The sequence below is a fragment of the Nonomuraea sp. KM88 genome, from assembly GCF_052245635.1.
GTDB lineage: Bacteria > Actinomycetota > Actinomycetes > Streptosporangiales > Streptosporangiaceae > Nonomuraea.
Genome location: NZ_JBQQCC010000022.1, coordinates 68249 through 92411, shown reverse-complemented (window position 1 = coordinate 92411; position 24163 = coordinate 68249). Strand labels below are relative to the sequence as shown.

The following is a 24163-nucleotide window of genomic DNA, read 5'->3' as shown; positions in this document are numbered from 1 at the left end:
TTGCCGCCCGTCATCCATGGCCGTGTTCACGGCAGGCGCTCCGCTCGAACCATCTCGACCTCCTGGCCGACCCTCACGACGTCACCGACGACGACGATCGCCGGCGGGCGGATCCCAGCCGCGGACACGCGGTCGGCCACGGTGGAAAGCGAAGCGGTGACCGCCCGCTGGGTCGGAAGGGTACCGTCCTGCACCACCATTGCGGGAGTCTCCGGGGCACGTCCGTCTCGAACGAGTGCCTCGGCCACCTTCGCGAGCCGCTCGACGGCCATCAGCAGCACCAGAGTGCCCTGGGAACGGGCCATCGCGGGCCAGTCGACGGTGGACCTGGGATCGTCGGGCGCCACGTGCACGGAGATCACGTGGAACTCCTGGCTGACGCCTCGATGCGTGACCGGCACCCCTGCCGCGGCGGGGACCGCGACGGCGCTCGTGATGCCCGGCACCACCAGCACCGGGATGCCCGCGTGGGCGCAGGCGATCATCTCCTCGCCGCCGCGCCCGAACACGAACGGGTCGCCGCCCTTGAGCCGGACCACGAACTTGCCCTGCCGGGCGCGGTCGACCAGCAGCTCGCTGATCGTCTCCTGGGACAGCGCCCTGCCGTAGGGGACCTTGGCCGCGTCGATCAGCTCGACGTCGGGGGCGAGCTCGTCGAGCAGGGCGCGGGGCGCGAGCCGGTCGGCCACCACCACGTCGGCCTGCGCCAGCAGCTGGCGGCCGCGCACGGTGATCAGGCCGGGGTCTCCGGGCCCGCCGCCGACCAGGGCGACGCCGACGGGTTTGGTGCGGTTGCGCCGGGCGTCGACCGTGCCGTCGCGCAGCGCGCCGACGACGGCGTCCCTGATGCCGGCGGCCCTGCGCGGATCGCCGCCCGCGGTGACGGCCACGCTGATCTCGTCGACGCGGCCCGTCGCCGGGGTCCAGGCGGCGGAGGCGTCCTTGTCGTCGGCTCGCACGCACCACACGCGCTTGGCCTCGGCCTCTGCGGCGACGGCCGTGTTGACCGCTCTGTCGTCGGTGCAGGCCTGCACGAGCCAGGCGCCGTCGCAGTCGCCGACTTCGTAGGGCCGGGCGTGCCAGGTGATCCTGCCCGCGGCGATGAGGTCGTCAAGGGCCGGGGTCACGCCCGGCGACACGACGGTGACCTCCGCGCCGGCCTCCAGCAGCGCGGGGACCCGCCGCTGCGCGACGCGCCCGCCGCCCACCACGAGGACCCGGCGGCCGGAAAGCCGCAGGCCGAGGAGGTAGGGACCCATGGGGGGAATCTCCCATTCGCGAAGGTTGTGTTAGGAGGTAAAACCTACCGGCTGTCTCTGCGCCGAAGTGCTGCGCGCGGGCTAACGACCGTCAAGGAGCGGCTGACGGGGATCCCAGCGCGGCCCGCCCTGATCGTCCTTGCGGCGTCTGGCCATCGCTGACAAGGCCTCAAGGATAACCCGGTTACCGAGGTAGGCGGTGATGTCCGCGTGGTCGTACGGAGGCGCCACCTCCACCACCTCCATCCCCGCCACGGGCAGCTCGTAACAGATCCTGCGGACCGCGTCGAGGACCTGCCTGGCCGTCAGCCCGCCGGGCTCGGGCGTGCCGGTGCCGGGCGCGTGTCCCGGGTCGCACACGTCGATGTCGACGGACAGGAAGATCTGGTCGCAGCCGTCGAGCGCGATCTGGAACGACTCCGTGAGGCACTCTTCGAGCCCGCGGGCGACGATCTCGGTCATCTCGTACGAACGCATGTTCCGGGCGGCCATCCAGTCCAGCGTCTCCGGCTCCGGCCAGTAGCCGCGCAGCCCGAGTTGCAGGAACCTGTCGCCCCTGATGGCGCCGGACTCGATGAGGCGCCGCATCGGCTGGCCGTGGCCGTACAGGTGGCCGAACGAGATGTTCCCCGTGTCGGCGTGGGCGTCGAAGTGGATCATCGACGTACGGCCGGGCGCGTACGCCCTGGCGGTGCCCCTGGCGTCGGGCAGCGCGACCGTGTGGTCACCGCCGAGCACGAGCGGGACGGCGCCGGAGGCGGCGACGCGGTGCACCGCCTCCTCGATCGCGGCCAGCGAACCCTCCACGTCGCCCGAGTAACACTCGACGTCGCCCGCGTCCAGCACCCGCAGGTCGCGCAGGGCGTCGACGCGCAGCGCCAGGCTGGGCCTGGAGCCGTCGTGCGGCAGATAGCAGGCCTGGCGCAGCGCCATCGGCCCGAACCTGGCGCCGGGGCGGTTGGAGGTGCCCCCGTCGAACGGGGCGCCGACGATCACCACGTCGGCGCCTTCGTAGCTCGCCGGATCGGCCACGTCGCAGCGGTCGACGCCGAGAAACGTGATGTCGGGGCCGTACATGGGGCCGTAGCGGGACAAGCTCTCACCTCCAGGTGTCACACGGGCTTCTCGGTCACCCCTGCAGCGTCGAACGTGGCCACGTCGTGCATCATCCGCACGGCCGCGCAGATCATGGGATGCGCGAGCAGCGCGCCGGTGCCCTCGCCGAGCCGCATCTCCAGGTCTATCAGGGGGCGCAGGCGGAGGTGGTCGAGCGTGGCGGCGTGGCCGGGCTCGGCGGAGCGGTGCCCGGCGACGCAGTGGTCGGTGGCGGCGGGGTCGAGCGCGGCCGCCGCGAGGGCGCCCGCGCCCGCGATCACGCCGTCGAGGATCACCGGCACGCGTGCCGCCGCGCCGTACAGGATGAAGCCCGCGATGGCGGCGTGCTCGAACCCGCCGACGGCGGCGAGGGCCCGCAGCGCCTCGCTGGGCGACGAGCCGGCGGCGGGCTGGGACTCCCCGTGCGACAGGCCGTTGACGTGCAGCGCCTCGCGGACGATGGCGACCTTGCGCTCGTGGGTCCCGTCGTCGATCCCGGTGCCCCTGCCGGTCACCTCGGCAGGGTCCTTGCCGGTGAAGACGGAGACGAGGGCGGCCGAGGCCGTGGTGTTGGCGATGCCCATGTCGCCGGCGATCAGGCAGCGCGCGCCCTCGGCCACCAGGCCCCTGGCCACGACGATGCCGGCCTCCAGCGCCCTGACGGCCTGGTCGACGGTCATCGCGGGCCCTCGGGACAGGTCCGCGGTGCCGTACGCGATCTTGCGCTTGACGAGGTCGGGAGCGTCGGGCAGGTCGGCCGCGACCCCGACGTCGACCACCGTCACCGGTACGCCCGCCTGGGCGGCGAAGGCGTTGGCGACCGCGCCTCCGGAGAGAAAGTTGGCGACCATCTGCACCGTGACCTCCTGCGGCCACGGGGAGACGCCGCGGGCGTGCACGCCGTGGTCGGCGGCGAAGATGGCCAGCGCCGCGGGTGCGGGCATGGGCGGCGGGCAGGCGCCCGCCGCGCCGGCGAGCCGGATCGCGACGTCCTCCAGCGCGCCGAGCGAGCCGCGCGGCTTGGTGAGGCGGTCCTGGTGGGCGCGGGCCTCGGCGAGTGCCCGCTGGTCGGCGGGGCGGATCGCGGCGAGCGTCTCTGCGAGCACGGCAACCTCCGGGTCAGAGGACGAGCTGGAGTGGACCTCCGGGAGCGGGACGAGCTGGAGGGGGTGAACCTCTGTCAAGGGGCGGTGGACCGGCGGTCACGGGACGAGCTGGAGCGCTTCCTCGTACCGGTCGATCACGACGTCCGCCAGGGTCTCACAGTCGCCGATCACCTCGGCGCAGCGGATGTCGAGATCGGGGTGCCCCGCACCGTACGCCAGCGCCTGCGCCCACACGCGCTCCAGCAGGCCGCCGGCGAACAGCAGGTAGGGCACCACGATCACCCGCTTGGCCCCCAGGCGGCGGCAGCGCTCGAGCCCGCCGGGCACCCCGGGCGGGGTGACGGACACGAACGCGGTCTCGACCGTCATGAAGTCGTAGGCGTGCGTCTCCCAGAACAGCCGCGAGACCCGGTGGATCTCGGCGTTGGCGGCCGCGTCGGTCGAGCCCTCGCCGACCAGGACGACGGCGGTGTCACCCGGCTCGACGTGCGCGTGGTGCTCCTCGGCGGGCAGCGAGTCGACGGCCCGCAGCCTCGGCCTGGCGCCCGCCAGTTCGAGAGCGCGCGGCCTGGAGATCTCGGTGGCGGCGTCGTTGAGCCGCTCGGCCAGCAGGGCGAGCACGCGGGGGTCGGGGCCGAGGGGACGGCCGTGGTCGTACATCAGCGTGGGGTGGCGCTGCTGCTCGCGGGCCATCGCGGCGGGGAAGTCGTCGCTCATCCTGCTGAGGCTCAGCGGCAGCGCCACGAGCCGGTGGTGCCCCCTGGCGACCAGGGAGGCGACGGAGTCGCTCAGCCTGGGCGTGGCGCGCTCGAGGTAGCCGCCCGAGACGTCGGCGCCCGTCTGGTCGAGGCGGCAGCGGAGCCGGTGTACGAACCTGCCGAACTCCGCGGCGTAGGCGTCATCCTGTGAGCCCTGCCCGATCAGCAGGAGCGGCGGCTTCATTGTGAGGGATTCTCCGGTGCGCTAGACAAAGTCACGCGAGGATAACCGATGCACAGCGGTAGGGAACAGGTCACGTTGTGTGCGCGGGTGTCGCGTGCACGACGAAAACCGGCTCGGCGGCGGTCAGGTGGTGGGATCCGTCGGGGTCGTGGGTGAGTGTCGAGGCCAGGATCTGGGTGCCTTCTCCGTGGTAGCCCTGCTCGCGCAGGCGGCCGAGCACGGCGGGCACCTGCTCCACCTTCCTGACCACGCACACGAGCGAGCGGGGGCCTCGGGCGGCGCAGGCGACGATGACGTCGGGGCCGCCGCCGCCCACGTAGACGGCGTCGGGATCGGGCAGCGGCTCCAGCGCCGGCGGCGCCTGTCCCCTGGTCAGGGCCACTTTTACGCCGTGTTCGAGCACGTTGGCGCGGAGCCTGGCACACGAGTCCTCGTCGCGTTCGACGGCCACGACGGCCGCGCCCAGCCTGGCGCACTCGACGGCGATCTCGCCGGCGCCCGCGCCCACGTCCCAGACCAGGTCGCCGAGGCGGGGGCCGAGCTTGGCCAGGATGTACGCCCTGGCCTGCGCGGGCAGCGCGCTCTCGAACGGCAGCGCCCACTCGGCCGGCCCGGGCCGCGCCCCCGCGACCCAGCTCGGCTCCTTGGGCTGGTGGAGCGGGTCGACGACGAGCACCACGTCGGGGTCCTTCCACGGCCGGGTCGTGGCCTCCCCCATGCGGCTGTGGGTGACGCGCTCGTCGGGCCCGCCGAGGTCCTCGCACACCAGGAGCGCGCGCGGCGTGGTGGGCGCCAGTTCCCTGGCGACCTCGCCGGGACCGGCGCCGGGGGCCACGAGCAGCGCCACCTTCGGGTGGGCGCGGCAGGCGTTGACGACGCGGCCGAGCTCGGCAGGGCCGGACGGGGCGACGACGAGCGCGTCCTCCCAGTTGAGCCCGGCGCACGCGAAGGCGCGGGTGACCAGCGACATCGCCGGCAGCACGGCCGGCTTGGCGCCGTGGGCCCGCAGGGTGCGCACGACGCCGAAGAAGCCGGGATCGCCCTCCGCGAGCACGACCACGGGCCCTTCGCCGTGTTCGAGATGGTCGTCGAGGGTCTCCAGCAGCGAGCCGTCGGGCACGGCCGGCGCGGAGAGCTTGAGCTGTCCCAGGATGGCGTCGGGACCTATGACGAGCCGGGCCTCGCGCAGTTTCTCCGCCGCCTTGGGGGAGAGCTCCGATCCGTCCCAGCCGACCACCGTGATCATCACGCCTCACCGTCCCTCATCTCAAGGGTGACGGCTACCGGGTGGTTTCACAAAGGGTGGAAGGGAAAGTCCGGTGTGCCTTCAGGCCAGGTCGGACGGGATGAGGCTGTAGACCACCAGGTCGCCGCCGCCGAGCGAGGCGCGGGCGACGCCCTCGCGGACGAAGCCGGCCTTCTCCGCCACGCGCTGGGAGGCGGTGTTCGGCACGGCCACGCGCAGCTGGAGCCGGTTGAAGCCGTGCCGCTCGAACAGCCAGCGGGCGATCGCGAGCACGGCCTCGCCCGCGTACCCCATGCCTCGCGCCCGGGGGGCGGTCATGTAGCCGATCTCCGCGGTCCGGTGGGACCAGTCGACGTCTCTGAGGTCCACGGTCGCGGCGTAGCGGCCGGTCTCCTGCTCCACCGCGGTCCAGGCGATGCCCGCCCCCCTGATCCGGGTGCGCTCGCAGAAGTCGATGAACTCCCGCGCGTGCTCTTCGGTGTAGCCGCGCGGCACGCCGGTCCTGGCCTGGGTGACCGGGTCGGCGGCCGTGGCGGCCAGGTCGGGGACGTCGTCGGGGGCGGGCGGCCTGAGCAGCAACCGTTCCGTGCGCAGCTCCGTCCTGGGCAGGGTGTCGGAAGGGACGCGGCGGTCCTCGCGCAGCAGGCCGAACATGACGAGGTCGTGCGGGCCGTCGTCGTCCAGCACTGCGGCCCGCAGCACGCCCTCCCAGGTGAAGCCCGCTTTCTGGGCCACGCGGAGCGAGGCGATGTTGCCGATGTCGGCGGTCAGGTCGATCCTGCGCAGTGCGGTGGCCTCGAAGGTCCAGGCCACCAGCGCGCGTACGGCCTCCGTGGCGAGGCCGCGCCCGCGGTAGAGCGGGTGGACCCCGTAGCCGACCTCGGTCGTGCCGGCGCTCCACGAGGTCTTGAACAGGCTGATGGCGCCCACGACGAGCCCTTCGGCGTCGATCATGGCCAGGTGGATGCCCTGCCCCGAGCGGCGCAGCTCGTGCACGCCCCTGGCCAGCCAGGCGGGGACGCCCGAAGCTCTGTCGGGCGCGCCCGGCGGGAGGAACCGGGCGTGTTGCTTGACGATGGCACGGATCCGCGCGGCGTCCTGGAGGCCGAACGGCCGCAGCGTCAGCCGTTCCGTCGCGATGCTCACGTCGGGATCGAACACCCTCGGCAGGGTACACACTCGCGATGTTTGCCCACGAAAGCAGGGGTAGGGGCGCAGTTGAGAGGAGTGAGAGAACCATGGAACGTGGGAGCGACAAGCACGGTCCCCGGCTGGACGAAGAGCAGAAGCACGAGACCGAGGGCATGATCCGCGGCGGTGGCACGACGCACGCCGAGGAGTGGAAGGAGCCCGAGGCCATGCCCGCTCCCGGCGAGGAGGCGCAGTCGTACCCGCCAGGACACGAGCCAGGCACCCCCGAGGGCATCACGCAACGGGGGGTCGACGTCCGCAGCGATCTGGCCAAGTGGCTGAGCGACGCCCACTGGCCCGCGTCGAAACAGGACCTGGCTCGGCACATCGCACGTGTGGACGCGCCGGACCAGGTGGCCGACATGGTGGACTCCCTTCCGGAGCGCCGCTTCACGAATGTGGCGGAGGTGGCGGAGGCGCTCGGGCTCGGCGTGGAAAAGCGGAGGTGGTGACGTGCGGCTCGACCTCATCCGCCCGCTGTACGAGCGGAAGGGCCCGTACGCCTCGGTTTACCTGGGCGCGCTCACCATCCCCGAGCGCAAGGCCCAGTGGCGCAGCCTGCGCGACCGGCTGCAGCCGAACGGCGAGAGCCGCAAGGCCACGCTGGACGCTCTGGAGGAGGAGGCACGCCTGGCCACGCCGGGGCGGTCGCTGTTCGCCGCCCACGGGGACGTGGTGCTGGCCGAGCCGCTGGCCGAGCCGCCTCACCTGCTGGCCCTGTGGTCGCCGCTGCCGTGCGTCACGCCCATGCTGGCGCGGCGCGGCGAGAACGTGCCGCACATCCGGGTGATCGTGGACCACGCGGGGGCGGAGGTGACGGTGTTCGGCGCCGGGTCGCCGCGCAAGACTGTCGTGGAGGCGGCCTCGTGGCCGCTGCAGAAGACCTCCCAGGGCGGCTGGTCGCAGAAGCGGTACGAGCGGGCGGTGGACGAGACCTGGGAGAAGAACGCCATGGCCGTCGCGCAGGAGGTCGACGAGCAGGCGCGCCGCATCGGTCCCGAGCTGATCCTGGTGGCGGGCGAGGCCAAGTCGCGCTCGTACCTGCTGCAGCACCTCGGCACCAAGACCGCCGACAGGGTGCTGATGGTCGAGCACGGCAGCCGCTCCAACCACGGCCAGTTCGAGGAGGACGTGGAGCGGGCGCTGGACGGCTGGCTCGACCGCAAGCGGGCCGAGCTGCTGGAACGTCACCAGGAGACGGGCGGGCCGACCGGGATGGCGCGGGTCGCGCACGCCCTGCGCGAGGGCCGGGTGCAGGCCGTGCTCACGCCCGGTGAGTTGCCGAAGCCGGTCTGGATCGGCGAGGGCGGCACCCAGCTCGCCACCGACCCGGACGAGCTGCGGCGCTGGGGCGTGTCCGAGCCCGTACGGGAGCGCTCCGACTCCGCGCTGGTCAGGGCGGCCGCGATGACGGACGCGGAGCTGTGGTTCACCGACGCGGTCGCCGACGTGGCCGCCGTGCTCAGGTACTGATGATCACTTCGAGCGTTCTGGGGCCGTGCACGCCTTCGACCCGGTTGAGCTCGATGTCGCTGGTGGCCGAGGGGCCGCTGATCCAGGTGAGCGGGCGCGACGGGTCGAGCCGGGCGACGGCCTCCGGCACGCCGGCCACGATCTGGCCGGCCCGCACCACGCACAGGTGGTAGTCGGGGACAAGTGTCTGCGCTCTCGTTCCCTGCCCGGGGCCGTGGTCGAGGACGATCGTGCCCGTCTCGGCGATGGCCACGGCGCAGCCGGTGATCACGCCGTCGGCCGTGCCGAGGTCGGACCAGCCGCCCGCGCGGCCGAAGCCGTCGGGGACGATCATCCGCCGGTCGCCGGTGAGCTCGTCGATCCTGCCGGGGACGTCGCCTTCGGGGAGGACGTGCACGATCGCGCGGTAGTCGTCGACCCGCTCGGCGAACAGCCCCACGAGATCGTCCACCCGCTGGGTCGTGCGGTAGCCGCGCGGGATCTCGACGTCCTCCGCGCCCGCCACGGCCCGGCCGATCCTGGCGAGGATCTCGTCACGCGCGCTCATCCGGCCCTCCTCGCTTCCACCAGTCCCTGAAGGACTCGGCCGGGATCTCGGGGAGATCCCGGGTGTCCGTCCACGCCGACGCCGGCCCGGGCAGCCGTTTCGGCAGCAGCCCGCGCAGGCGGGTGGCCGCGCGCTGGGCCCCGGCGAGCCGTACGTGGTCGTTGAGTATCCAGCCGGCAACCTTCATGCCCGCCCGCTCGGCGGCCGCGTGAGGGGCCTTGGAGCGCAGGTCCACCAGGACCTCCGGGATGTCGATGGCGACCGGGCAGACGTCGTAGCAGGCCCCGCAGAGGCTGGAGGCGAACGGCAGCGAGGCGTCGAGCTCGGACGACATGCCCCTGAGCTGCGGGGTGAGGATCGCGCCGATCGGGCCGGGGTAGACCGAGCCGTACGCGTGGCCGCCCGCGCGCTCGTAGACCGGGCAGACGTTCAGGCAGGCCGAGCAGCGGATGCAGCGCAGGGCCTGGCGGCCCACCTCGTCGGCGAGCACGTCGGTGCGGCCGTTGTCGAGCAGGACCAGGTGGAAGTCCTGGCCTTCGACGGCGCCCGTCCACATGCTCGTGTAGGGATTCATCCGCTCGCCTGTGGAGCTTCTCGGAAGGAGCTGGAGGAACACCTCGAGATCCCGCCATGAGGGGAGGAGCTTCTCGATCCCTACCACGCTGATGAGCGTCTCGGGAAGGGTCAGGCACATGCGGCCGTTGCCCTCGGACTCCAGCACGACGAGGGTGCCGGTCTCGGCCACCACGAAGTTCGCGCCGGAGATGGCGACCTTGCTCCTGAGAAAGCGTTCGCGCAGGTGAAGCCGGGCCGCCTCGGTCAGCGCGGGTGGGTCGTCGGTGAGGTTCTCCGGGACCTCGGGCATCTTGTCGAGGAAGATCTCCCGGATCTCCGACCGGTTGCGGTGGATCGCGGGGACCAGGATGTGGCTGGGGAAGTCGTCGCCGAGCTGGACGATCAGCTCGGCGAGGTCGGTCTCGTACGCCGCGATGCCCTGCTCGGCCAGCGCCTCGTTGAGCCCGATTTCCTGGGTGGCCATCGACTTGACCTTGACGACCTCGCGCTCGCCCGTGGCCCGCACCAGGCCGGTGACGATGCGGTTGGCTTCGGCGGCGTCCCTGGCCCAGTGGACGGTGCCGCCCGCCCTGGTCACCGCCTCCTCCATCATGACGAGGTAGCGGTCGAGGTTGCGGAGGGTGTGGTCCTTGATGGCCTTGCCGGCCGCGCGCAGCTCCTGCCAGTCGGGCAGTTCGGCGACGACGCCGGCGCGCTTGCCTCGGATGGTGTGGGTGGCTTTGCGGAGGTTGTAGCGGAGCTGGGAGTTTTGTACGGCCTGCGAGGCGTTTTTCGGGAAATTTCCTGGCATGCCGAGGAACGTGGCACTCATTGGGCCTCCTCTGTCGATGCGAGGATCTCGGCCAGGTGCATCGTCCTGACCCCGGTCCTCTGGCGGCTGAGGGTGCCGCCGATGTGCATCAGGCACGAGTTGTCCGCCGCGCAGAGCACCTCGGCCCCCGTGTCCAGGATGTTGCGGGTCTTGTCGGCGCCCATCGCGGCGGAGACGGCCGGGTTCTTGACCGCGAACGTGCCGCCGAAGCCGCAGCACTCCTCCGCGCCGGGCAGCGGCACGAGCTCGAGCCCGCGGACGTTCCGCAGCAGCCTGGCCGGCCGGTCGCCCAGGCGGAGCCCGCGGAGCGAGTGACACGTCGGGTGATATGTCACCCGGTGCGGGAAATATGCGCCAACGTCGTCTTTCTTCAGAACGTCGACCAGGAACTCCGACAGCTCGTACACCTTCGGAGCGACCTCGGCGATCGCCGCCGCTCCCCTGCTGCCCGGCCGGGCCAGCTTCGGGTACTGCTCGCGGACCATGGCCGCGCACGACCCCGACGGCGCCACGACCGCGTCATACCCGGCGAAGACCTCAGTGAAGTGCCGCGCGAGCCGCACGCCCTCCTCCCGGTAGCCGGTGTTGACGTGCATCTGCCCGCAGCAGGTCTGGGCGGCGGGGAAGTCCACGTCGCAGCCGAGCCTGCGCAGGAGCGACACGACGGCCTTGCCCGTGCCGGGGAAGAGCGTGTCGTTCACGCATGTGATGAACAGAGCGACTCGCACAACTCTCCCTCTGAGGTATGGTCCGACCACAGTATGGTCAGACCATATCGAACCGTACTCTTTTCGGCCACCATGGGGAGGTTCCGTTGGGCGACGGCGGCTGGCGTCCCGTGAAGCGGACGCGGACGTTCGAGGACGTGCTCGCCCAGATCGAGCGGCGCATCGCGGAGGACGGCCTCACCGCCGGCGACCGGCTGCCCGCCGAACGCCAGCTGGCCGAGCAGCTCGGCGTCAGCCGGTCGTCCGTACGCGAGGCCATGCGTGTCCTGGAGTCGCTCGGCGTGGTCTCCTCGCAGGTGGGCAGGGGCCCCGACGCGGGCGCGGTGCTGACCTCCCGCCCCGACACGGCGCTGACCGACCTGCTCCGGCTGCACCTCAGCATGGCGGGCCTGGAGCTGCGCGAGGTCATCGACGCCCGGCACATGATCGAGCAGTGGGCCGCCTCCCATGCGGCCTCGGCGCGGGCCGGCACGTCCGCGCTGGCCGCCGCGCTCTCCGGCATGGACGGGGCGAGAACGGCGGAGGAGTTCGTGGAGCACGACACCGCCTTCCACTGCGCGATCGCGGACGCGTCCGGCAACCGGCTCATCGCGGCCATCATGCGCTCGCTACGCGACTCGATGCGGAGGTACGCGGTCGAAGCGGTCGAACGCCTCGGGGACACCACGATCCTGCGCGCCGGCCACGTACGCATCCTGCGGGCCATCGAGGCAGGCGACGCGGACGAGGCCGCCAGGGCGGTCTCGGAGCACCTGGCGCACGCGTATCCGTCGTTGTTCGGTCACTGAGCCATGTCCGCCTGCCGGCAGGTGGCGCCCGAGCAGGCCGTCATCGCCTGCAGCCGCCGCTCCAGACCGGCCACCAGCGCGGGATCGGCGCTCCCCGCGAGGTTGTCCAACTGGTACGGATCCTCGTGCAGGTCATAGAGCTGCCGCTCCCCCGTGTCGTACCGGACATAGGTGTACTGGTCCGTGCGCAACGCCCGATAGCCCGGCACGGGGGTCTGCCGGGCCGACTCCCTGTTGGCCGGCCTGGCGAACTCGACGAGCACGTTCCTGCGCCACTGTGCCGGCGGCCGGCCCCCGAGCAGCGGCACCAGCGAGCGCCCCTCGGCGAACGGCGGCAGCGGGGCCCCGCCCAGCGCGGCGAACGTCGCCGGCAGGTCCACCACGGAGGCCAGGGACGAGACCCTGGAGCCCGCGGCCACGCCGGGGCCGCGGACGACGAGCGGCACCCTGACCGCCTCTTCGAACGGGGTAGTCTTGCCTCGCTTGAGCCGGTGAGTGCCCAGGTGGAAGCCGTTGTCGGAGGCGAAGAAGAGGTAGGTGTCGTCGAGCTTGCCCGACTCGCGCAGAGTCTTCACCAGCGAGCCCACGAGGTCGTCCACGCCGAGCATGGCCCGCAGCCTGGCGCGGAACCGCTCGTCGATCCGCCTTTCCCCGGCCGGCCCGATCCTCGGCAGCTCGCGCATCCACAGCGGCTCGCGGCTGACGTCCTCCTGATCGAATGACGGGGTCCGCGGCGCCTTGGCGGCGGGGAAGGCGCCGGCGTGCCGGGGCGCGGGGTTGGCCGGGTTGTGCGGCGGGATGGCCCCCAGGTAGAGGAAGAACGGCTGCTTCGACTTCGTGACGAAGTCGCGGGCCTTGCGGGACAGCACGTCGGTCAGGTAGTCGTTCTCCGACCAGCCGTAGTCGGCCACGCGGCCGTTCTCGTTGAGCCGGTAACCGTACTCCTGGTAGAGCTCGCGCACCGGCACGGCCCACTCGTCCCAGCCGGGCGGCACGTACGTCTCCCGGGCCGCGGCGCCGGGATAGTGGTTGAGATATTTACCCATGAGGGCGGTGCGGTAGCCGGCCTGCTTCATCCAGGTCCCGATGGTGGAACGTTCCAGACCTTGCCGATGAAAGCGGTCGAACCCGCCTTCCGGCGCGGTGTTGGTCCATACGCGATGGCTGTGGACGTACTGCGAGCGCAGCGTCGACGCCCTCGACGGGCAGCACCAGGGATTGGTCGCGAAATACCGCTCGAACGAGGCGCCCCGGTGGAGGAGATGCCGGGTGATGTTCGGGAAATAGCCGAGCGTCCCGGTTTCGAGGTCGTCGGCCAGCACGAACACGATGTTCGGCCGGGAGCCGCCCTCGGCCGTCGCGATCCCGCCCGCCGGCAGGAGAAGCAGCAGGCAGACGAGTCGTGACAGGGCCTTCAGCACAGGCTTCCACTTCCCCCGAGATGTCCATTGACACGGAGGAGCGCCCCGGGGTGAATGGAATCTACCTCCGGAGGTGGATCATGAAGCTCGGCCTGAATCTCGGTTACTGGCAGCGCGGCGCCGACGACGCGACGGAGTCGGTGCTCGCCGCCGAGCGGCTCGGCTACGACTCGGTGTGGACCGCGGAGGCGTACGGAAGCGACGTCTTCACCCCGCTGGCCTGGTACGGCGCGCGCACCAGCCGCATCAAGCTGGGCACCTCGATCGCCCAGATCTCGGCCAGGCCGCCCGTCACGACGGCGATGACGGCGATGACCCTCGACCACCTCACCGGCGGCCGCCTGCTGCTCGGCGTGGGCGCGTCGGGCCCGCAGGTCGTGGAGGGCTGGTACGGCCGGCCGTTCGCGAAGCCGCTGGCCAGGACCCGCGAGTACGTCGAGATCATGCGCAAGGTCTGGCGCCGCGAGGAGCCGGTCACCAGCGACGGCCCGCACTACCCGCTCCCGCTCGCGGGCGGGCTGGGCAAGCCGCTCAAGCTCATCACCCATCCGCTCCGCCCCGACATCCCCGTCTACCTCGGGGCCGAGGGCCCGAAGAACGTGGCCCTGGCCGCCGAGATCGCCCAGGGCTGGCTGCCGCTGTTCGCGTTCCCCTCCAAGATCGAGGAGATGTACGGCGCGTCGCTGGCGGGCGCCCCCGAGGGCTTCGACGTGGCGGCCATGGTGATGGTGGTGATCTCCGACGACGTCCGCTCCGCCCTCGACGGCGTGAAGATGATGCTGACCCTCTACATCGGCGGTATGGGGGCGAAGCACCGCAACTTCCACGCCGACATCATCGGCAGGATGGGGTACGCCGAGGCCGCCGAGCACATCCAGTCGCTGTACCTGGCCGGGAAGAAGGACGAGGCGTTCCGGGCGATCCCGGACGAGCTGGCCGACGGCATCTCGCTCGTCGGCCCGCCCGGCCGGATCAAGGAACGGCTGGAGCTCTGGCGGGCCAGCCCCGTCACGAGCCTGCTGGTCATGGGCCCGCGCGACGAGCCCTCGCTGAAGCTGGTGCGCGACCTCGTCCTGGGCTGACCGGCCCTACGGGCACGCCGGTCAGTCGGGACGCGGCGCCGGGTCGGTGGTGACCGACCGCAGCAGCGGCCGGCTCAGCGCCCCCGCCCCGACCACGCCGGCGAAGCCGACCGCGACGCAGGCGAGCAGCGTGACCGCGCCCACCGTGCTGATCCCGCCCAGCATGAACGGCGTCGCGCAGAACACCCCCACCAGGATCGCGCCGCCGCCCATCACCGACAGCGGGATGAGCGTCTCGGCGCGGCGGGCCCTGTCGAGCACCTCCAGCGGCGTGCCGGCCAGGCGCAGCAGCCCGTACGTCTGCCGCCGGTCCAGGATCGCCGACGCGGCCGTGATGCCCGCGCTGGCGATGGCCACGAGGAACGACACCGACAGCACGACGATCGTGCCCACGCGGACGTCGGCCAGGATCTGCGTGCCGAACCGCTGGTCGTCGTCCTTCGTCGTGGGGGTGCGGCCGGGAACGAGCCCGGCGAGCGCGGTGCGCGCCCGATCGACGGTCGCCGCGTCGGCGGTGCTGCCCAGAGCCGCGACGACGACCCCGTCCGACGCCTTCACGGTGGCCGGCACCTTGGCCGTCGCCAGCCGCTCGCGGGCCTGCTCGGTCGCCTTCGCCGCCTGCCCGGCGGGCGCGGTGACCCGGAGCTGGGGCGGCCCGGCCTGCTCCTCGAACGCCCCCGGGCTGAGCAGGCCGAGGAAGCCCGCCACGAAGCCGGTCAGCGCCACGCCGCTCACGGTGCGCCAGGCCGAGCGCGGGTCGTCCACGAGCCGCCGGCCGGCCAGCAGCCGGGCGGGCCTGCGCGCGCTCGCGGCCGTGATCCTGCCGATCATGCCGACGACCCAGGGCCCGGCCAGGTTGACGCAGAGGAACGCCAGGCCGAGCGCCACGGCGACGATCGAGACGCTGGAGCTCCGGGTCAGCATGGGGAACACGGCCAGCACCGCCAGCAAGGCGAGCACCCGCACGAACCGCATGGCGGGCGGGGTCTCCCGCCTGGCCACGCCGAGCGGGCTCACCACGACGCGCCGCAATCCGATCACCGCGGAGAGCCCCACCAGCAGCGGCACCGCGACCAGCACCGCGGCCAGGACCAGCGGGCCGGGGAACAGGTCCGCGGCGAACCACGGGCCGCCCTGCATCTCGATGCCCGCCAGCAACGGCACGGCCAGGGCGAACGCGACCGTCCCCACGAGGGCGCCGGCCAGCGCCACGATCATCGCCTCCGCCACGGTCATGGCGACGACCTGCCCCGGCGTCGCGCCGACCAGGCGCAGCGCGGCCAGCCGCTGGTCACGCCTGGCCACGGTGAGCCTGGCCGCGGCGCCGCCGAAGACCAGCAGCGGCACCACCATGAGCACGCTCGCAATGAGCGCGAGCACCCGGTACGCCTCCGAGTCCTCGCTCGGCGTGCCCGCCAGATCGGCCACCGTGACCGGCGGCTTGGCGATGACCCAGTCGTCACTGCGGGCAGCGGTCAGCGCGGGGGCGTCAGGCTGGTGCCCGACGACGGCGACGAGCTCGTCCGGATGGATCAGCGCCTCGTCGCCGAGCACGCCGGCGGGATCGGGGTACCGGCCGGCGAGTTCGGCCGCGGGCAGCCGCGCGGCCAGCTCGGCCAGCGCGGGTGAGAGCCACACCTCGCCCGGGGCGGGGAAGCGCGGCATGCCGGGAGGCGCGGGCGCCCGGCCGAGCGCGCCCAGGTCGACGACGGTGATCGCCTGGTCGCGTACGTAGTCGAAACGGGACGCCTGGACGGCCACCGCGCCGGACGTCGCCGGGACCGGGTTGCGCCAGGCGCCGCGCTCGCCCCTGGCCTCGAAGGCGAAGTTCGCGGCCACGGCGAACAGCAGCAGCGCCGTGGACACGGCGACGGCGCCCAGGGTGAGCCAGGTGCCGAGCATCCCCTTGCCGCCGCCCTTCAGCAGCCGCCAGGTCAGGCCGAGGTTCACGCGCGCACCCCGTTCGGCAGGATCAGGCCGTCGCGCACCTCGACCGTGCGGTCGCACCACGCGGCCACGTCCGGGTCGTGGGTGACGACGATCAGGGAGGCGTCGTTGTGCCTGGTCGCCTCCGCGAGCAGCCGCATCGTGTCGTGGCCGGTCCGCTGGTCGAGCGCGCCCGTGGGCTCGTCGGCGAACACCACGGCCGGCCGGCTCACCAGCGCCCTGGCGATGGCCACCCGCTGCGCCTGGCCGCCGGACAGCTCGCCGGGCCGCCTGGTCTCCATGGACTGCAGGCCGAGCGGCCCGAACCACTCGCGCGCCCGGCGCACGGCCTGCGCTCGCGGCACCCCGTCCAGCATGAGCGGGAGCGCCACGTTCTCCTCGGCGGGCAGCTCGGGCAGGAGCTGGCCGAACTGGAAGACGAAGCCGAAGCGGGTGCGGCGCAGGGCGCTGCGCCGTCGCTCGGACATGGCGTCGATGCGCTGGCCGAGCAGGTGCACCTCCCCCGAGTCCGGTTTCATGATCCCGGCCAGGCAGTGCAGGAGCGTCGACTTGCCGGACCCGCTCGGGCCCATGATCGCCACGGCTTCGCCGGCTCGTACCGTGATGTCCACGCCGCCCAGGGCGACCGTCTGCCCGAACCTCTTGGCCAGGGCTCGTCCAACAAGTACGTCGTTCATGGCGTCCAGCCTCGGGCCGGCCGGGGGTGCGGCGGATCGGCCGGGCGGCCAGGACCGCATCGGCCGAACGGCCGATCTCTAGAGTTGGTGCGTGACTATTCGGGTTCTCATCGCCGACGATCAGCAACTGGTACGCACCGGCTTTCAGATGATTCTGGACGCACAACCGGACATGGAGGTCGTGGCCGCGGTGGCCGACGGCGCCGAGGCCGTCGCGGAGGCCCGCCGGCTCAGGCCCGACGTGTGCCTGCTCGACATCAGGATGCCCAAGCTCGACGGCCTCGAGGTGACCCGCGTCCTGGCCGGCCCGGGCGTGGAGAGCCCGCTGCGGGTCGTCATCGTCACCACCTTCGACCTGGACGAGTACGTCTACGGAGCGCTGCGCTCCGGCGCGACGGGGTTCCTGCTCAAGGACAGCGGGCCCACGCTGCTGATCGAAGCCGTCAGGGCCGCGGCGGCGGGCGACGCGCTGGTGTCGCCCTCGGTGACCGTGCGGCTGCTCCAGCACGTGGCCCGGCCCCGGCGGGCCCCGGCCCCCGTGAACGACCCGCTGACCGGGCGCGAGCTGGACGTCGTGCGCCTGATCGCCAGGGGACGCACCAATCAGGAGGTGGCCGCGGAGCTGTTCGTGTCGCTGTCGACGGTCAAGACGCATCTGGGCAGCATCTTCGCCAAACTCGGCGTCAGGAACCGGGTGGAAATCGCGGCGTGGGCGTGGGAATCCGGCGTGGTGAGCTGATTAAGCGAAGGGCTGGCGGGATACAAGTGAATCAGAACCTCAGCGCATGGCCCGGGGGGAGAACAACGTGCGCCACACCCAGGCATCGCCCGCGAGAGCCGCCCTCGCCGTACACGTGACCTTGGTCGCCCAGGTCCTCTCCCTCGGCGCTCTCGTGATCTTCGAGCAGGCGCGGGGCCGTGACCTCGCCGTCCAGCTCGCCACGTTCGGCGGCCGGCCGACCGGTGCCGACGCGGAGGCCGTGGTCGGGGCGGTGACGGTGTTCGCGGTGCTGATGATGCTGGTGGCGGGCACCTCCATCGCGGTCGCCGCGGCCTACGTCACCTGGCTCGTGCGGGCCAGGCAGGCCAACGACCGCTCGGCCGCCACCGGCCCCGTGGCGGCCGCCTGGCTGATCCCCGGCGTCAACCTGATCGCCCCCGTGGTGCTGGTCGACGAGGTGTGGCGCGGCGCCCGGCCGCTCGCCGGCCGCCGCGGCCGGTGGCTGGCGCTGCTGACGGGCTGGTGGCTGAGCTGGCTGGCCATGCTGGCGCTGGTCACCGTGCGGCTGCCGCTCGGCTCGTCGGAGCTCGACCTGACGGGAGTGGGGATGCTGGAGCTGTCCTGCTCGGCGCTGGCCGCCCTGCTGTGCGCGGCCACCGTACGCGAGCTCACCCGGCTCCAGCGGAGCTCCGGCGCTCCCCGGCCGGCGGAGCCCGGCACCGTACGCGCCTTCGCTCCCCAGCCCCGCCCGGCCTCCGGCTCCACCCCGATCGGACGCACGGGCTAGGCCCGGGAACGTCAATTCCGTCGCCTCCCACTGGCGCCATCACGTAAAGTAGCGCACCATGAGCGAAGAGCGGCCATTCTCTTCACAGCGAATCGGGCGAGTAAGAACCGTATCGTCTAGATTGACAGTCATGGACCCTGAGGAACTCATCGATCTCGAGGCTGTCCGGCGACGTTTTCCATGGGTCGGCCTGGCCAGCATCGACCAGCCGGACCTCTCGTCCAGATACCGCGAGATCATGGCTGAGGCGCACCGCGACCGAATGATCGTCGAGGCCATCGACTCCGCCCGGCGAAGTGCATGAAACCGCTCCTCTGCGACTCCGGTCCGCTGATCGCCACATTAACGACCGCGACAGAGAGTTCTTCCGTTGCAGTCGATTGCTAGCCGAATGGCAGGGCCGACTCGTCATTCCGGAGCCGGTGCTCGGCGAGGTATGCAGTTTTCTGCGTAACAACGTGCGCAACGGCCCCACGTTGGAGGTGCAGTTCCTCGAAGCCGTGGAGTCCCACTCCCATGGCGGGGATTTTGAGATCGTTTCGCCTGTTCCAGTGGACCGTGCCCGCGCGACAGAGCTGTCCAAGCGGCTCGTGTCAGGACCATTGGGCTACGTGGACGGGATCGTGTTGGCGATGGCGGAGCGGCTGAAGATCCCGGACATCGCGACCGTCGACTACAAGTTCCTGGGCATGGCGAGCCCGGTGAGCCGGCTCAGGCCGCTTTGCTGGGTTCTTCAGGAGACATCGGCCTAGGCGGCGGTGGGGCCCGAGCTTCCCGGGCTGGCGTGCCAGAGCCGCCTGGGCGGTTCGGTGACGGCCGGGGCGAGGTCGGAGTAGGGCGAGAGCCTGAACCCGTTGGCATATTCGATGGCGCGGCCCCCGACCCCAGCGTGGTCGTCCGGGGTGCGGGTGATGACGGCGCGGACCGCCTCGATGCCCTGGGAGCGCCAGAGCGCGTCGAGATCCACCAGGTTCCAGCAGTCGACCGCGCGCATCGACACCGCCCGCGTGCCCGTGCGCCTGACCACTCCCCTGGCCAGCATGAGCCACGAGCCGAACACGATCGACGCGCACCGCCCCTGCACCGACTCGAAGAACGTCAGGTCGACCGGCCCCGTCGAGTCGTCGAGCGTGGCGAAGATGACCCGCTGGCCCGAGCGCACGGCAGGCGTCTGGGTCGCCACCTTGACCCCCGCGACCAGCACCTCCGCGCCGTTGCGCTGGGCGAGAAGCTCTCTGGAACGTACCACTCCGAGCGCGTCGAGCAGCTCGTCGTGGAAGCTGATGACGTGCCGGCTGACGTCGATGCCCAGGATCTCCAGCTCGGCCTCGACCATCTCGGTCTCCGTCATCTCGGGCAGCTCGCCCGGCGGGAGGTGCTCGCCGAAACCGAGCGGGAGCTGCACGGACGGGTGTTCCTCCCGGGAGGGCGGGGCGGCGTAGCGCCTGGACCTGCGCGGGCCCGCCCGCACGCCGATCGCCGAGACCCGGTCGAGCGCGCCGACCTGGGCGATCAGGTCGCGGCGGGTCAGCTCGCCCGGACGCCAGCGGGGCCCGCCGGGGTGCAGGTCGTGGAGCGCGTCCAGGCCGCCGACCTGGACGATCCGCTCGATCGTGGGCCGGGAGGGCCGGGCGCGGTCCCAGAAGTCGGCCAGCGAGGTGTACGGCTGGCCGGCGACCATCCGCTCGACCTCCGCCTCGCTCACCCCCTTGACCGCCGAGAACGGCACCCGCAACGCGTACCCCTTGCCGATCTCCTCCTGGCGGAAGCCCCGCCGCCCGGCCGGGCCGTCGCCCAGCTCGGACGGGCGCACGCGCACCCGCACGCGCGGCCCGAGCCGCTCGACCAGCCAGTCCTTTCCCGACCGGTTGACGTCGAGCGGCAGGATCTTGACGCCGCACTGCCTGGCCTCGTCGATGATGACGCGCGGTGGGTACATGCCGGGCTCGTGCGTGAGCACGCCGGCGAAGAACGCCGCCGGGTGGTGCCGCTTCAGCCAGGCCGACTGGTAGGTGGGCAGCGCGAACGCCGCCGCGTGCGCCTTGCAGAACCCGAACGCCCCGAACGCGTCCAGCACCTTCCAGGCCCGCTCGACGGCCGCGTCGCCGAACCCGTTGGCCCTGGCCATGGGCACGAACGTCCTGCGTACCCGTTCGCGCCCCTCCGGGGTGTCCAGGGTGCGCCGCAGCAGCTCGGCGAACGACAGGTCGCGCCCGGTCATCACCGAGATGATCCTGAGCACCTGCTCGTGGAACACCACGACGCCGTGCGTCTCCTTCAGCGCTCCCCGCAGCCTCTCGTGCGGGTAGTACGGCTTGCGCCACCCGTGCCTGGCCTCCAGGTAGGGGGTGACCATGTCGGAGTTGACCGGGCCGGGACGGAACAGCGAGATGTCCACGATCAGATCGTGCATCCTGCGCGGCTCCAGCTTGGCGACCAGCTCGCGCTGCCCGGGCGACTCGATCTGGAAGCAGCCGAGGGTGCGGCCGGCGCTGATCATGTCGTAGGTGTCCTGGTCGTCGTGGGGGACGTACTGGGCCTCGGGGTCGTCCCCCCGCTGGGTGTCCAGCTCGACCACGACGTCGTCCACCCGCTTGATCTCGCCCAGCGCGTACGCCAGCGCCGACTGCATCCGCACGCCCAGCACGTCGAGCTTGAGCAGCCCGGCCTCCTCGACGTCCTCCTTGTCGAACTGCGACATGGGGAACTCCAGCAGGCTGCGCTCCACCGGCGTCCTGTCGCGCAACCCCGCGTTGCCGACCAGCACGCCGCACGGGTGCAGCGCGATGTGCCTGGGCAGGCCGTCGAGCTTCTCCGCCAGCCGGAACACCCGCTCCAGCCCCGCGTCGCCGAGCCGGCTCTCGCGCAGCTCGGGCAGGTCGTTCAGCGACGCGGTGATCTGCTTGGCCCTGATGTGCGGGAACGCCTTGGCGATGGCGTCGATCTCGTGCGGCGGCAGGCCCATCGCGCCGGCGACGTCGCGGATGGCGCTGCGCGCCCGGTAGGTCTCCATCATGGACACGCAGGCCACGCGCGCCTCGCCGTAGCGCTCGAAGATGGCTTTATAGCAGTCGAGGCGGCGGGCCGACTCGACGTCGATGTCGATGTCGGGCAGCCCGATGCGGCCCTCCGACAGGAAACGCTCCATGAGCAGGCCGTGGTCGAGCGGGTTGACCTCGCCGATGCCGATGAGGTGGTTGACCAGGCTGCCCGCTCCCGAGCCGCGGATGGCGCAGCGGATGCCCATGCCGCGGATCATGTCGGTGATGCCGGCCACGGCGATGAAATATCCGGACAGGCGCTTCTTCTCGATGATGGCCAGCTCGTCCTGGAGGCGCCGCCTGGCCTCGGCGGAGCGGTCGAGACCGCGCGCGAGCAGGCCGTCCTCGACGCGGTGGCGCAGCAGCGGCACCGGGTCGCGGCCGATCTCGGGCAGGTGCAGGTCGGGCGGGTCGTTCCGGAGCGCGAGCAGCCGGTTCGGGTCGATCGCGCACGCCTCGGCCAGCCGCCTGGTGGTGAGCCACACCTTCGCCACCCGCTCCTGGTCGGCGCCGCAGACCTTGGCCGCGACCTGCGCCATCTCCTTGCCGCTCTTGAGGTAGGCGTGGGAGGTGGTGCGGTCGAGGTGGCGAGGGTGCAGCGGGACGAGCTGGCGGGCCGCGTCGAGCACGTCGCCGACCTGGTGGTCGGCCGGATCGAGGTAGCGGGCGGCGTTGGTCAGCACGGCCGGCACGCCCGTCGACTCGGCCAGGCCGAGCATGCGCACGGCCGTGATGGCGTCGCGGAAGCCGTACTGGTCGACCAGCTCGATCACCACGCCGGGCACCGCGGCGCGCCACAGGCCGAGCAGCGTCCTGGCCTGCTCGTCGCGGCGTTCGGCCACCGCGCGGCCCACGTCGGACCTGGGGCCGAGGAGCACCACGAGCCCGTCGTCGGCGCCGAACCCGTGCTCGCCGCCCGGCCCGCCCGCCCACTCGCCGGCCAGCTCGCGGGTCAGCCTGGGCGCGCCCCGCTCGCCGGCGTGGTGGGCGGCCGTGACCAGGCGGCACAGGCGGGACCAGCCGCCACCGCGGGCCAGCACCGTGACGCGGTCCTCCGCGCCTGGGCCGGTCCTGGGGCGGCGGGGTGGCGGCAGCCCCGGCAGCAGGCTGGGCGCCGGGACGTCGAGCGCGAGGTTGACGCCCAGCACCGGCGCGATGCCGGCCTCGGCGCACGCCTGGACGTGTTTGATCGCGCCGTAGAGCCCGTCGCGGTCGGTCAGCGCCAGGATGTCCATGCCGTGCTCGGCCGCCCGGCTCGCCAGCGCGCGGGGGAAGGCGGTGCCGTAGCGCATGGAGTAGGCCGAGCACACGTTGAGGTGCGGGAACGGGGGCGCCATCAGTCCCACGCCCTCAGCAGCAGCCAGCCGTTGCCGGCGGTGTCGTAGCGCAGCTCGTAGGAGCCCACCTCGCGGCCGGGGCCCGCCTCGACCCGCCAGAACCGGCGCTCGCCCGGATCGCCCTCGCCGGTCTTCCACCACTCGCGCGCGACCACCCAGTGGTCGAGGATCCGGCGCACGAGATAGAGGCGGTCGCGCCAGACGAACTGGGTCGGCTCCCCGTCCCTGGTCCACACCTCTATCGGATCGCCATAGAGTCTGCTCAAGATGCTTCTCCCCGCGGCTCTGGTCTGTATGTGGAGCCGCCCGGGGGAAGGCGGGCGCTTACCTATCGAACATATGTTCTCAGCGCCCGAAGCGCAAGTCGTTCGCCCCTGCCCCGAGGCGGCCCTTCTTCCCCCGTACGGGGGAAGGGAACGCCCCCTCATGGGGAGGCGCGGGCCGGCGGGGCCGTCGCAGGATGGCGGCCATGAGGAAGCTCTCAGCCGCCCTCACGTCCGTGCTCCTCTACGGAGGGATCCGGGTCTACTGGCAGCTCGGGCACATGCCGCAGCGCCTGTCGCCGATCGGTCCCGACCTGGTCGTCTTCACCGGCTGGGGAACCGTGGCCCTGTGCGGCGCGGCGGCGGGGACGCTCGTGGCCATGATGACCGTCCGTCCGGCCGCCCCGGCCAGGACGGCGCTCGCCGCCGTGGCGTGGGCAGTGGGCGGCGCGTTCGTGGTGTCGGGGGCTCTGCTGCTGCTCGACGTCGTCGGCACGGTCGTCCCCGGGTCCGGGATCCCGGTCCATCCGCTGGGCGCCGCCGGCAAGGCGGCCTGCGTCGGCTGCGGCCTGCTCGTGTGGCGGGCCGCGCGGGCGTACCGGCCCGTGGAGCTCAAAGGGCTGGGCCACACGCCGCTCTGGGCGTACGCGGGTGCCTACGCCGCCGTCGGCGGCTTCCTGACGCGGGTGGCGGCGCAGGCGGCGGTCGGATTCGGGAACACCCCCCTCGCAAGCGGGACGGCGGTGTTCGAGGCCGGGTTCCTGCTGGCCGGGACGGTGCTGCCGCTGGCGCTCGTGCACCGGTGGGGGCGGGTGTGGCCGCGCTGGGTACCCGGGCTCGCCGGCCGCTCCGTGCCGCGCCGGCTGGTGTTGTGGCCGGGCGTCGCCGTGTCGGGCGGTCTGCTCGCGTACTTCGGGGTCGGGCTCGGGCAGATGGTGGCCGAACGGCTCAGCGGGCGCGTCCCGTTCGGCGCGGGCGGCCTGCCGGAGGCGTTCTACTGGGTCGCCGTGCCCGCCTACCTCGTGTGGGGCGCCGGGCTGGCCGTGGCGGCGCTGGCGTACGCGAGGCGCACACGGGATTTCTACGGATCTACGCCAAGCAGGCCGGTATCGGTAAGCTAGCGCG

23 protein-coding genes are annotated in these 24163 nt (G+C 72.4%); 9 read left to right on the top strand and 14 right to left on the bottom strand.

Going from position 1 to position 24163, the window contains the following annotated elements; translation table 11 throughout:
* Positions 1–26: 26 nt before the first annotated feature.
* From cobA to ACTWPV_RS42420, 6 genes are all read right to left on the bottom strand, one after another.
* Positions 27–1259: a uroporphyrinogen-III C-methyltransferase gene (cobA, locus tag ACTWPV_RS42445; RefSeq protein WP_443156123.1), complete on the bottom strand. Its 1233-nt coding sequence runs from the start codon at positions 1257–1259 to the stop codon at positions 27–29.
* An 81-nt stretch (positions 1260–1340) separates the two neighbouring features.
* Entirely contained in the window at positions 1341–2354 is a 1014-nt protein-coding gene (speB, locus tag ACTWPV_RS42440) for an agmatinase (RefSeq protein WP_443156122.1), read from the bottom strand.
* A gap of 17 nt (positions 2355–2371) precedes the next feature.
* Positions 2372–3460, bottom strand: a complete 1089-nt coding sequence (gene cobT, locus ACTWPV_RS42435) for a nicotinate-nucleotide--dimethylbenzimidazole phosphoribosyltransferase (RefSeq protein ID WP_347649057.1) — start codon at positions 3458–3460, stop codon at positions 2372–2374.
* A gap of 96 nt (positions 3461–3556) precedes the next feature.
* On the bottom strand, positions 3557–4402 hold the full coding sequence (locus ACTWPV_RS42430) for a sirohydrochlorin chelatase (RefSeq protein ID WP_443156121.1): 846 nt from the start codon (positions 4400–4402) through the stop codon (positions 3557–3559).
* Positions 4403–4472: 70 nt separating this feature from the next.
* The gene (gene cbiE / locus ACTWPV_RS42425; protein WP_443156120.1) at positions 4473–5648 is read right to left on the bottom strand and encodes a precorrin-6y C5,15-methyltransferase (decarboxylating) subunit CbiE; all 1176 of its coding nucleotides are present in this window, start codon (positions 5646–5648) and stop codon (positions 4473–4475) included.
* Positions 5649–5729: 81 nt separating this feature from the next.
* Positions 5730–6809: a GNAT family N-acetyltransferase gene (locus tag ACTWPV_RS42420; protein WP_443156119.1), complete on the bottom strand. Its 1080-nt coding sequence runs from the start codon at positions 6807–6809 to the stop codon at positions 5730–5732.
* A 77-nt stretch (positions 6810–6886) separates the two neighbouring features.
* On the opposite strand from ACTWPV_RS42420, the gene ACTWPV_RS42415 reads away from it, so the two are divergent.
* Complete coding sequence (locus ACTWPV_RS42415; RefSeq protein ID WP_443156118.1) at positions 6887–7291, top strand: DUF2795 domain-containing protein; 405 nt, start codon at positions 6887–6889, stop codon at positions 7289–7291.
* Position 7292: 1 nt separating this feature from the next.
* On the top strand, positions 7293–8312 hold the full coding sequence (locus ACTWPV_RS42410) for a baeRF2 domain-containing protein (protein ID WP_443156117.1): 1020 nt from the start codon (positions 7293–7295) through the stop codon (positions 8310–8312).
* On the opposite strand, the gene ACTWPV_RS42405 is transcribed toward ACTWPV_RS42410, so the two are convergent.
* From ACTWPV_RS42405 to ACTWPV_RS42395, 3 genes are read right to left on the bottom strand one after another with little or no spacing between them, the layout of a single operon-like run.
* Positions 8302–8859 (bottom strand): LutC/YkgG family protein, encoded by a 558-nt coding sequence (locus tag ACTWPV_RS42405; RefSeq protein ID WP_443156116.1) that lies wholly within the window; start codon positions 8857–8859, stop codon positions 8302–8304. The genes ACTWPV_RS42410 and ACTWPV_RS42405 overlap by 11 nt on opposite strands.
* Positions 8846–10246, bottom strand: a complete 1401-nt coding sequence (locus ACTWPV_RS42400) for a lactate utilization protein B (RefSeq protein ID WP_443156115.1) — start codon at positions 10244–10246, stop codon at positions 8846–8848. Before ACTWPV_RS42400 ends, ACTWPV_RS42405 begins: the two co-directional genes overlap by 14 nt.
* Complete coding sequence (locus tag ACTWPV_RS42395; protein WP_347649065.1) at positions 10243–10974, bottom strand: (Fe-S)-binding protein; 732 nt, start codon at positions 10972–10974, stop codon at positions 10243–10245. The genes ACTWPV_RS42400 and ACTWPV_RS42395 overlap by 4 nt, the downstream gene beginning before the upstream one ends.
* Before the next feature lie 110 nt (positions 10975–11084).
* Here ACTWPV_RS42395 and ACTWPV_RS42390 point away from each other — a divergent pair, with 110 nt between their 5' ends.
* Positions 11085–11762 carry a FadR/GntR family transcriptional regulator gene (locus tag ACTWPV_RS42390; protein ID WP_443156114.1) on the top strand — a complete coding sequence of 226 codons (678 nt, stop codon included), beginning with the start codon at positions 11085–11087 and terminating at the stop codon, positions 11760–11762.
* On the opposite strand, the gene ACTWPV_RS42385 is transcribed toward ACTWPV_RS42390, so the two are convergent.
* Positions 11756–13183, bottom strand: coding sequence for a sulfatase family protein (locus ACTWPV_RS42385; RefSeq protein ID WP_347649067.1), 1428 nt, complete (start codon positions 13181–13183; stop codon positions 11756–11758). The two genes, ACTWPV_RS42390 and ACTWPV_RS42385, sit on opposite strands and share 7 nt — an antisense overlap.
* Positions 13184–13263: 80 nt before the next feature.
* On the opposite strand from ACTWPV_RS42385, the gene ACTWPV_RS42380 reads away from it, so the two are divergent.
* Positions 13264–14265, top strand: coding sequence for an LLM class F420-dependent oxidoreductase (locus tag ACTWPV_RS42380; protein WP_443156113.1), 1002 nt, complete (start codon positions 13264–13266; stop codon positions 14263–14265).
* 21 nt (positions 14266–14286) lie between these two features.
* On the opposite strand, the gene ACTWPV_RS42375 is transcribed toward ACTWPV_RS42380, so the two are convergent.
* Positions 14287–16215 (bottom strand): FtsX-like permease family protein, encoded by a 1929-nt coding sequence (locus ACTWPV_RS42375; protein WP_443156112.1) that lies wholly within the window; start codon positions 16213–16215, stop codon positions 14287–14289.
* A complete protein-coding gene (locus ACTWPV_RS42370; protein ID WP_347649070.1) occupies positions 16212–16889 on the bottom strand; it encodes an ABC transporter ATP-binding protein in 678 nt (225 codons plus the stop codon). Before ACTWPV_RS42370 ends, ACTWPV_RS42375 begins: the two co-directional genes overlap by 4 nt.
* A 91-nt stretch (positions 16890–16980) precedes the next feature.
* On the opposite strand from ACTWPV_RS42370, the gene ACTWPV_RS42365 reads away from it, so the two are divergent.
* From ACTWPV_RS42365 to ACTWPV_RS42350, 4 genes are all read left to right on the top strand, one after another.
* Positions 16981–17628, top strand: coding sequence for a response regulator transcription factor (locus ACTWPV_RS42365; protein ID WP_347649071.1), 648 nt, complete (start codon positions 16981–16983; stop codon positions 17626–17628).
* Positions 17629–17674: 46 nt separating this feature from the next.
* The gene (locus ACTWPV_RS42360) at positions 17675–18397 is read left to right on the top strand and encodes a DUF4328 domain-containing protein (protein WP_443156111.1); all 723 of its coding nucleotides are present in this window, start codon (positions 17675–17677) and stop codon (positions 18395–18397) included.
* Positions 18398–18527: 130 nt separating this feature from the next.
* Positions 18528–18701 carry a hypothetical protein gene (locus tag ACTWPV_RS42355; RefSeq protein ID WP_443156110.1) on the top strand — a complete coding sequence of 58 codons (174 nt, stop codon included), beginning with the start codon at positions 18528–18530 and terminating at the stop codon, positions 18699–18701.
* Positions 18694–19149, top strand: coding sequence for a type II toxin-antitoxin system VapC family toxin (locus ACTWPV_RS42350; RefSeq protein ID WP_443156109.1), 456 nt, complete (start codon positions 18694–18696; stop codon positions 19147–19149). The genes ACTWPV_RS42355 and ACTWPV_RS42350 overlap by 8 nt, the downstream gene beginning before the upstream one ends.
* On the opposite strand, the gene ACTWPV_RS42345 is transcribed toward ACTWPV_RS42350, so the two are convergent.
* Positions 19146–22775 carry a DNA polymerase III subunit alpha gene (locus ACTWPV_RS42345; protein ID WP_443156108.1) on the bottom strand — a complete coding sequence of 1210 codons (3630 nt, stop codon included), beginning with the start codon at positions 22773–22775 and terminating at the stop codon, positions 19146–19148. The two genes, ACTWPV_RS42350 and ACTWPV_RS42345, sit on opposite strands and share 4 nt — an antisense overlap.
* Positions 22775–23041 carry a DUF6504 family protein gene (locus tag ACTWPV_RS42340; RefSeq protein ID WP_132506970.1) on the bottom strand — a complete coding sequence of 89 codons (267 nt, stop codon included), beginning with the start codon at positions 23039–23041 and terminating at the stop codon, positions 22775–22777. The genes ACTWPV_RS42345 and ACTWPV_RS42340 overlap by 1 nt, the downstream gene beginning before the upstream one ends.
* A 203-nt stretch (positions 23042–23244) precedes the next feature.
* On the opposite strand from ACTWPV_RS42340, the gene ACTWPV_RS42335 reads away from it, so the two are divergent.
* Positions 23245–24159 carry a hypothetical protein gene (locus tag ACTWPV_RS42335; protein WP_443156107.1) on the top strand — a complete coding sequence of 305 codons (915 nt, stop codon included), beginning with the start codon at positions 23245–23247 and terminating at the stop codon, positions 24157–24159.
* The last annotated feature ends 4 nt before the right edge of the window (positions 24160–24163 follow it).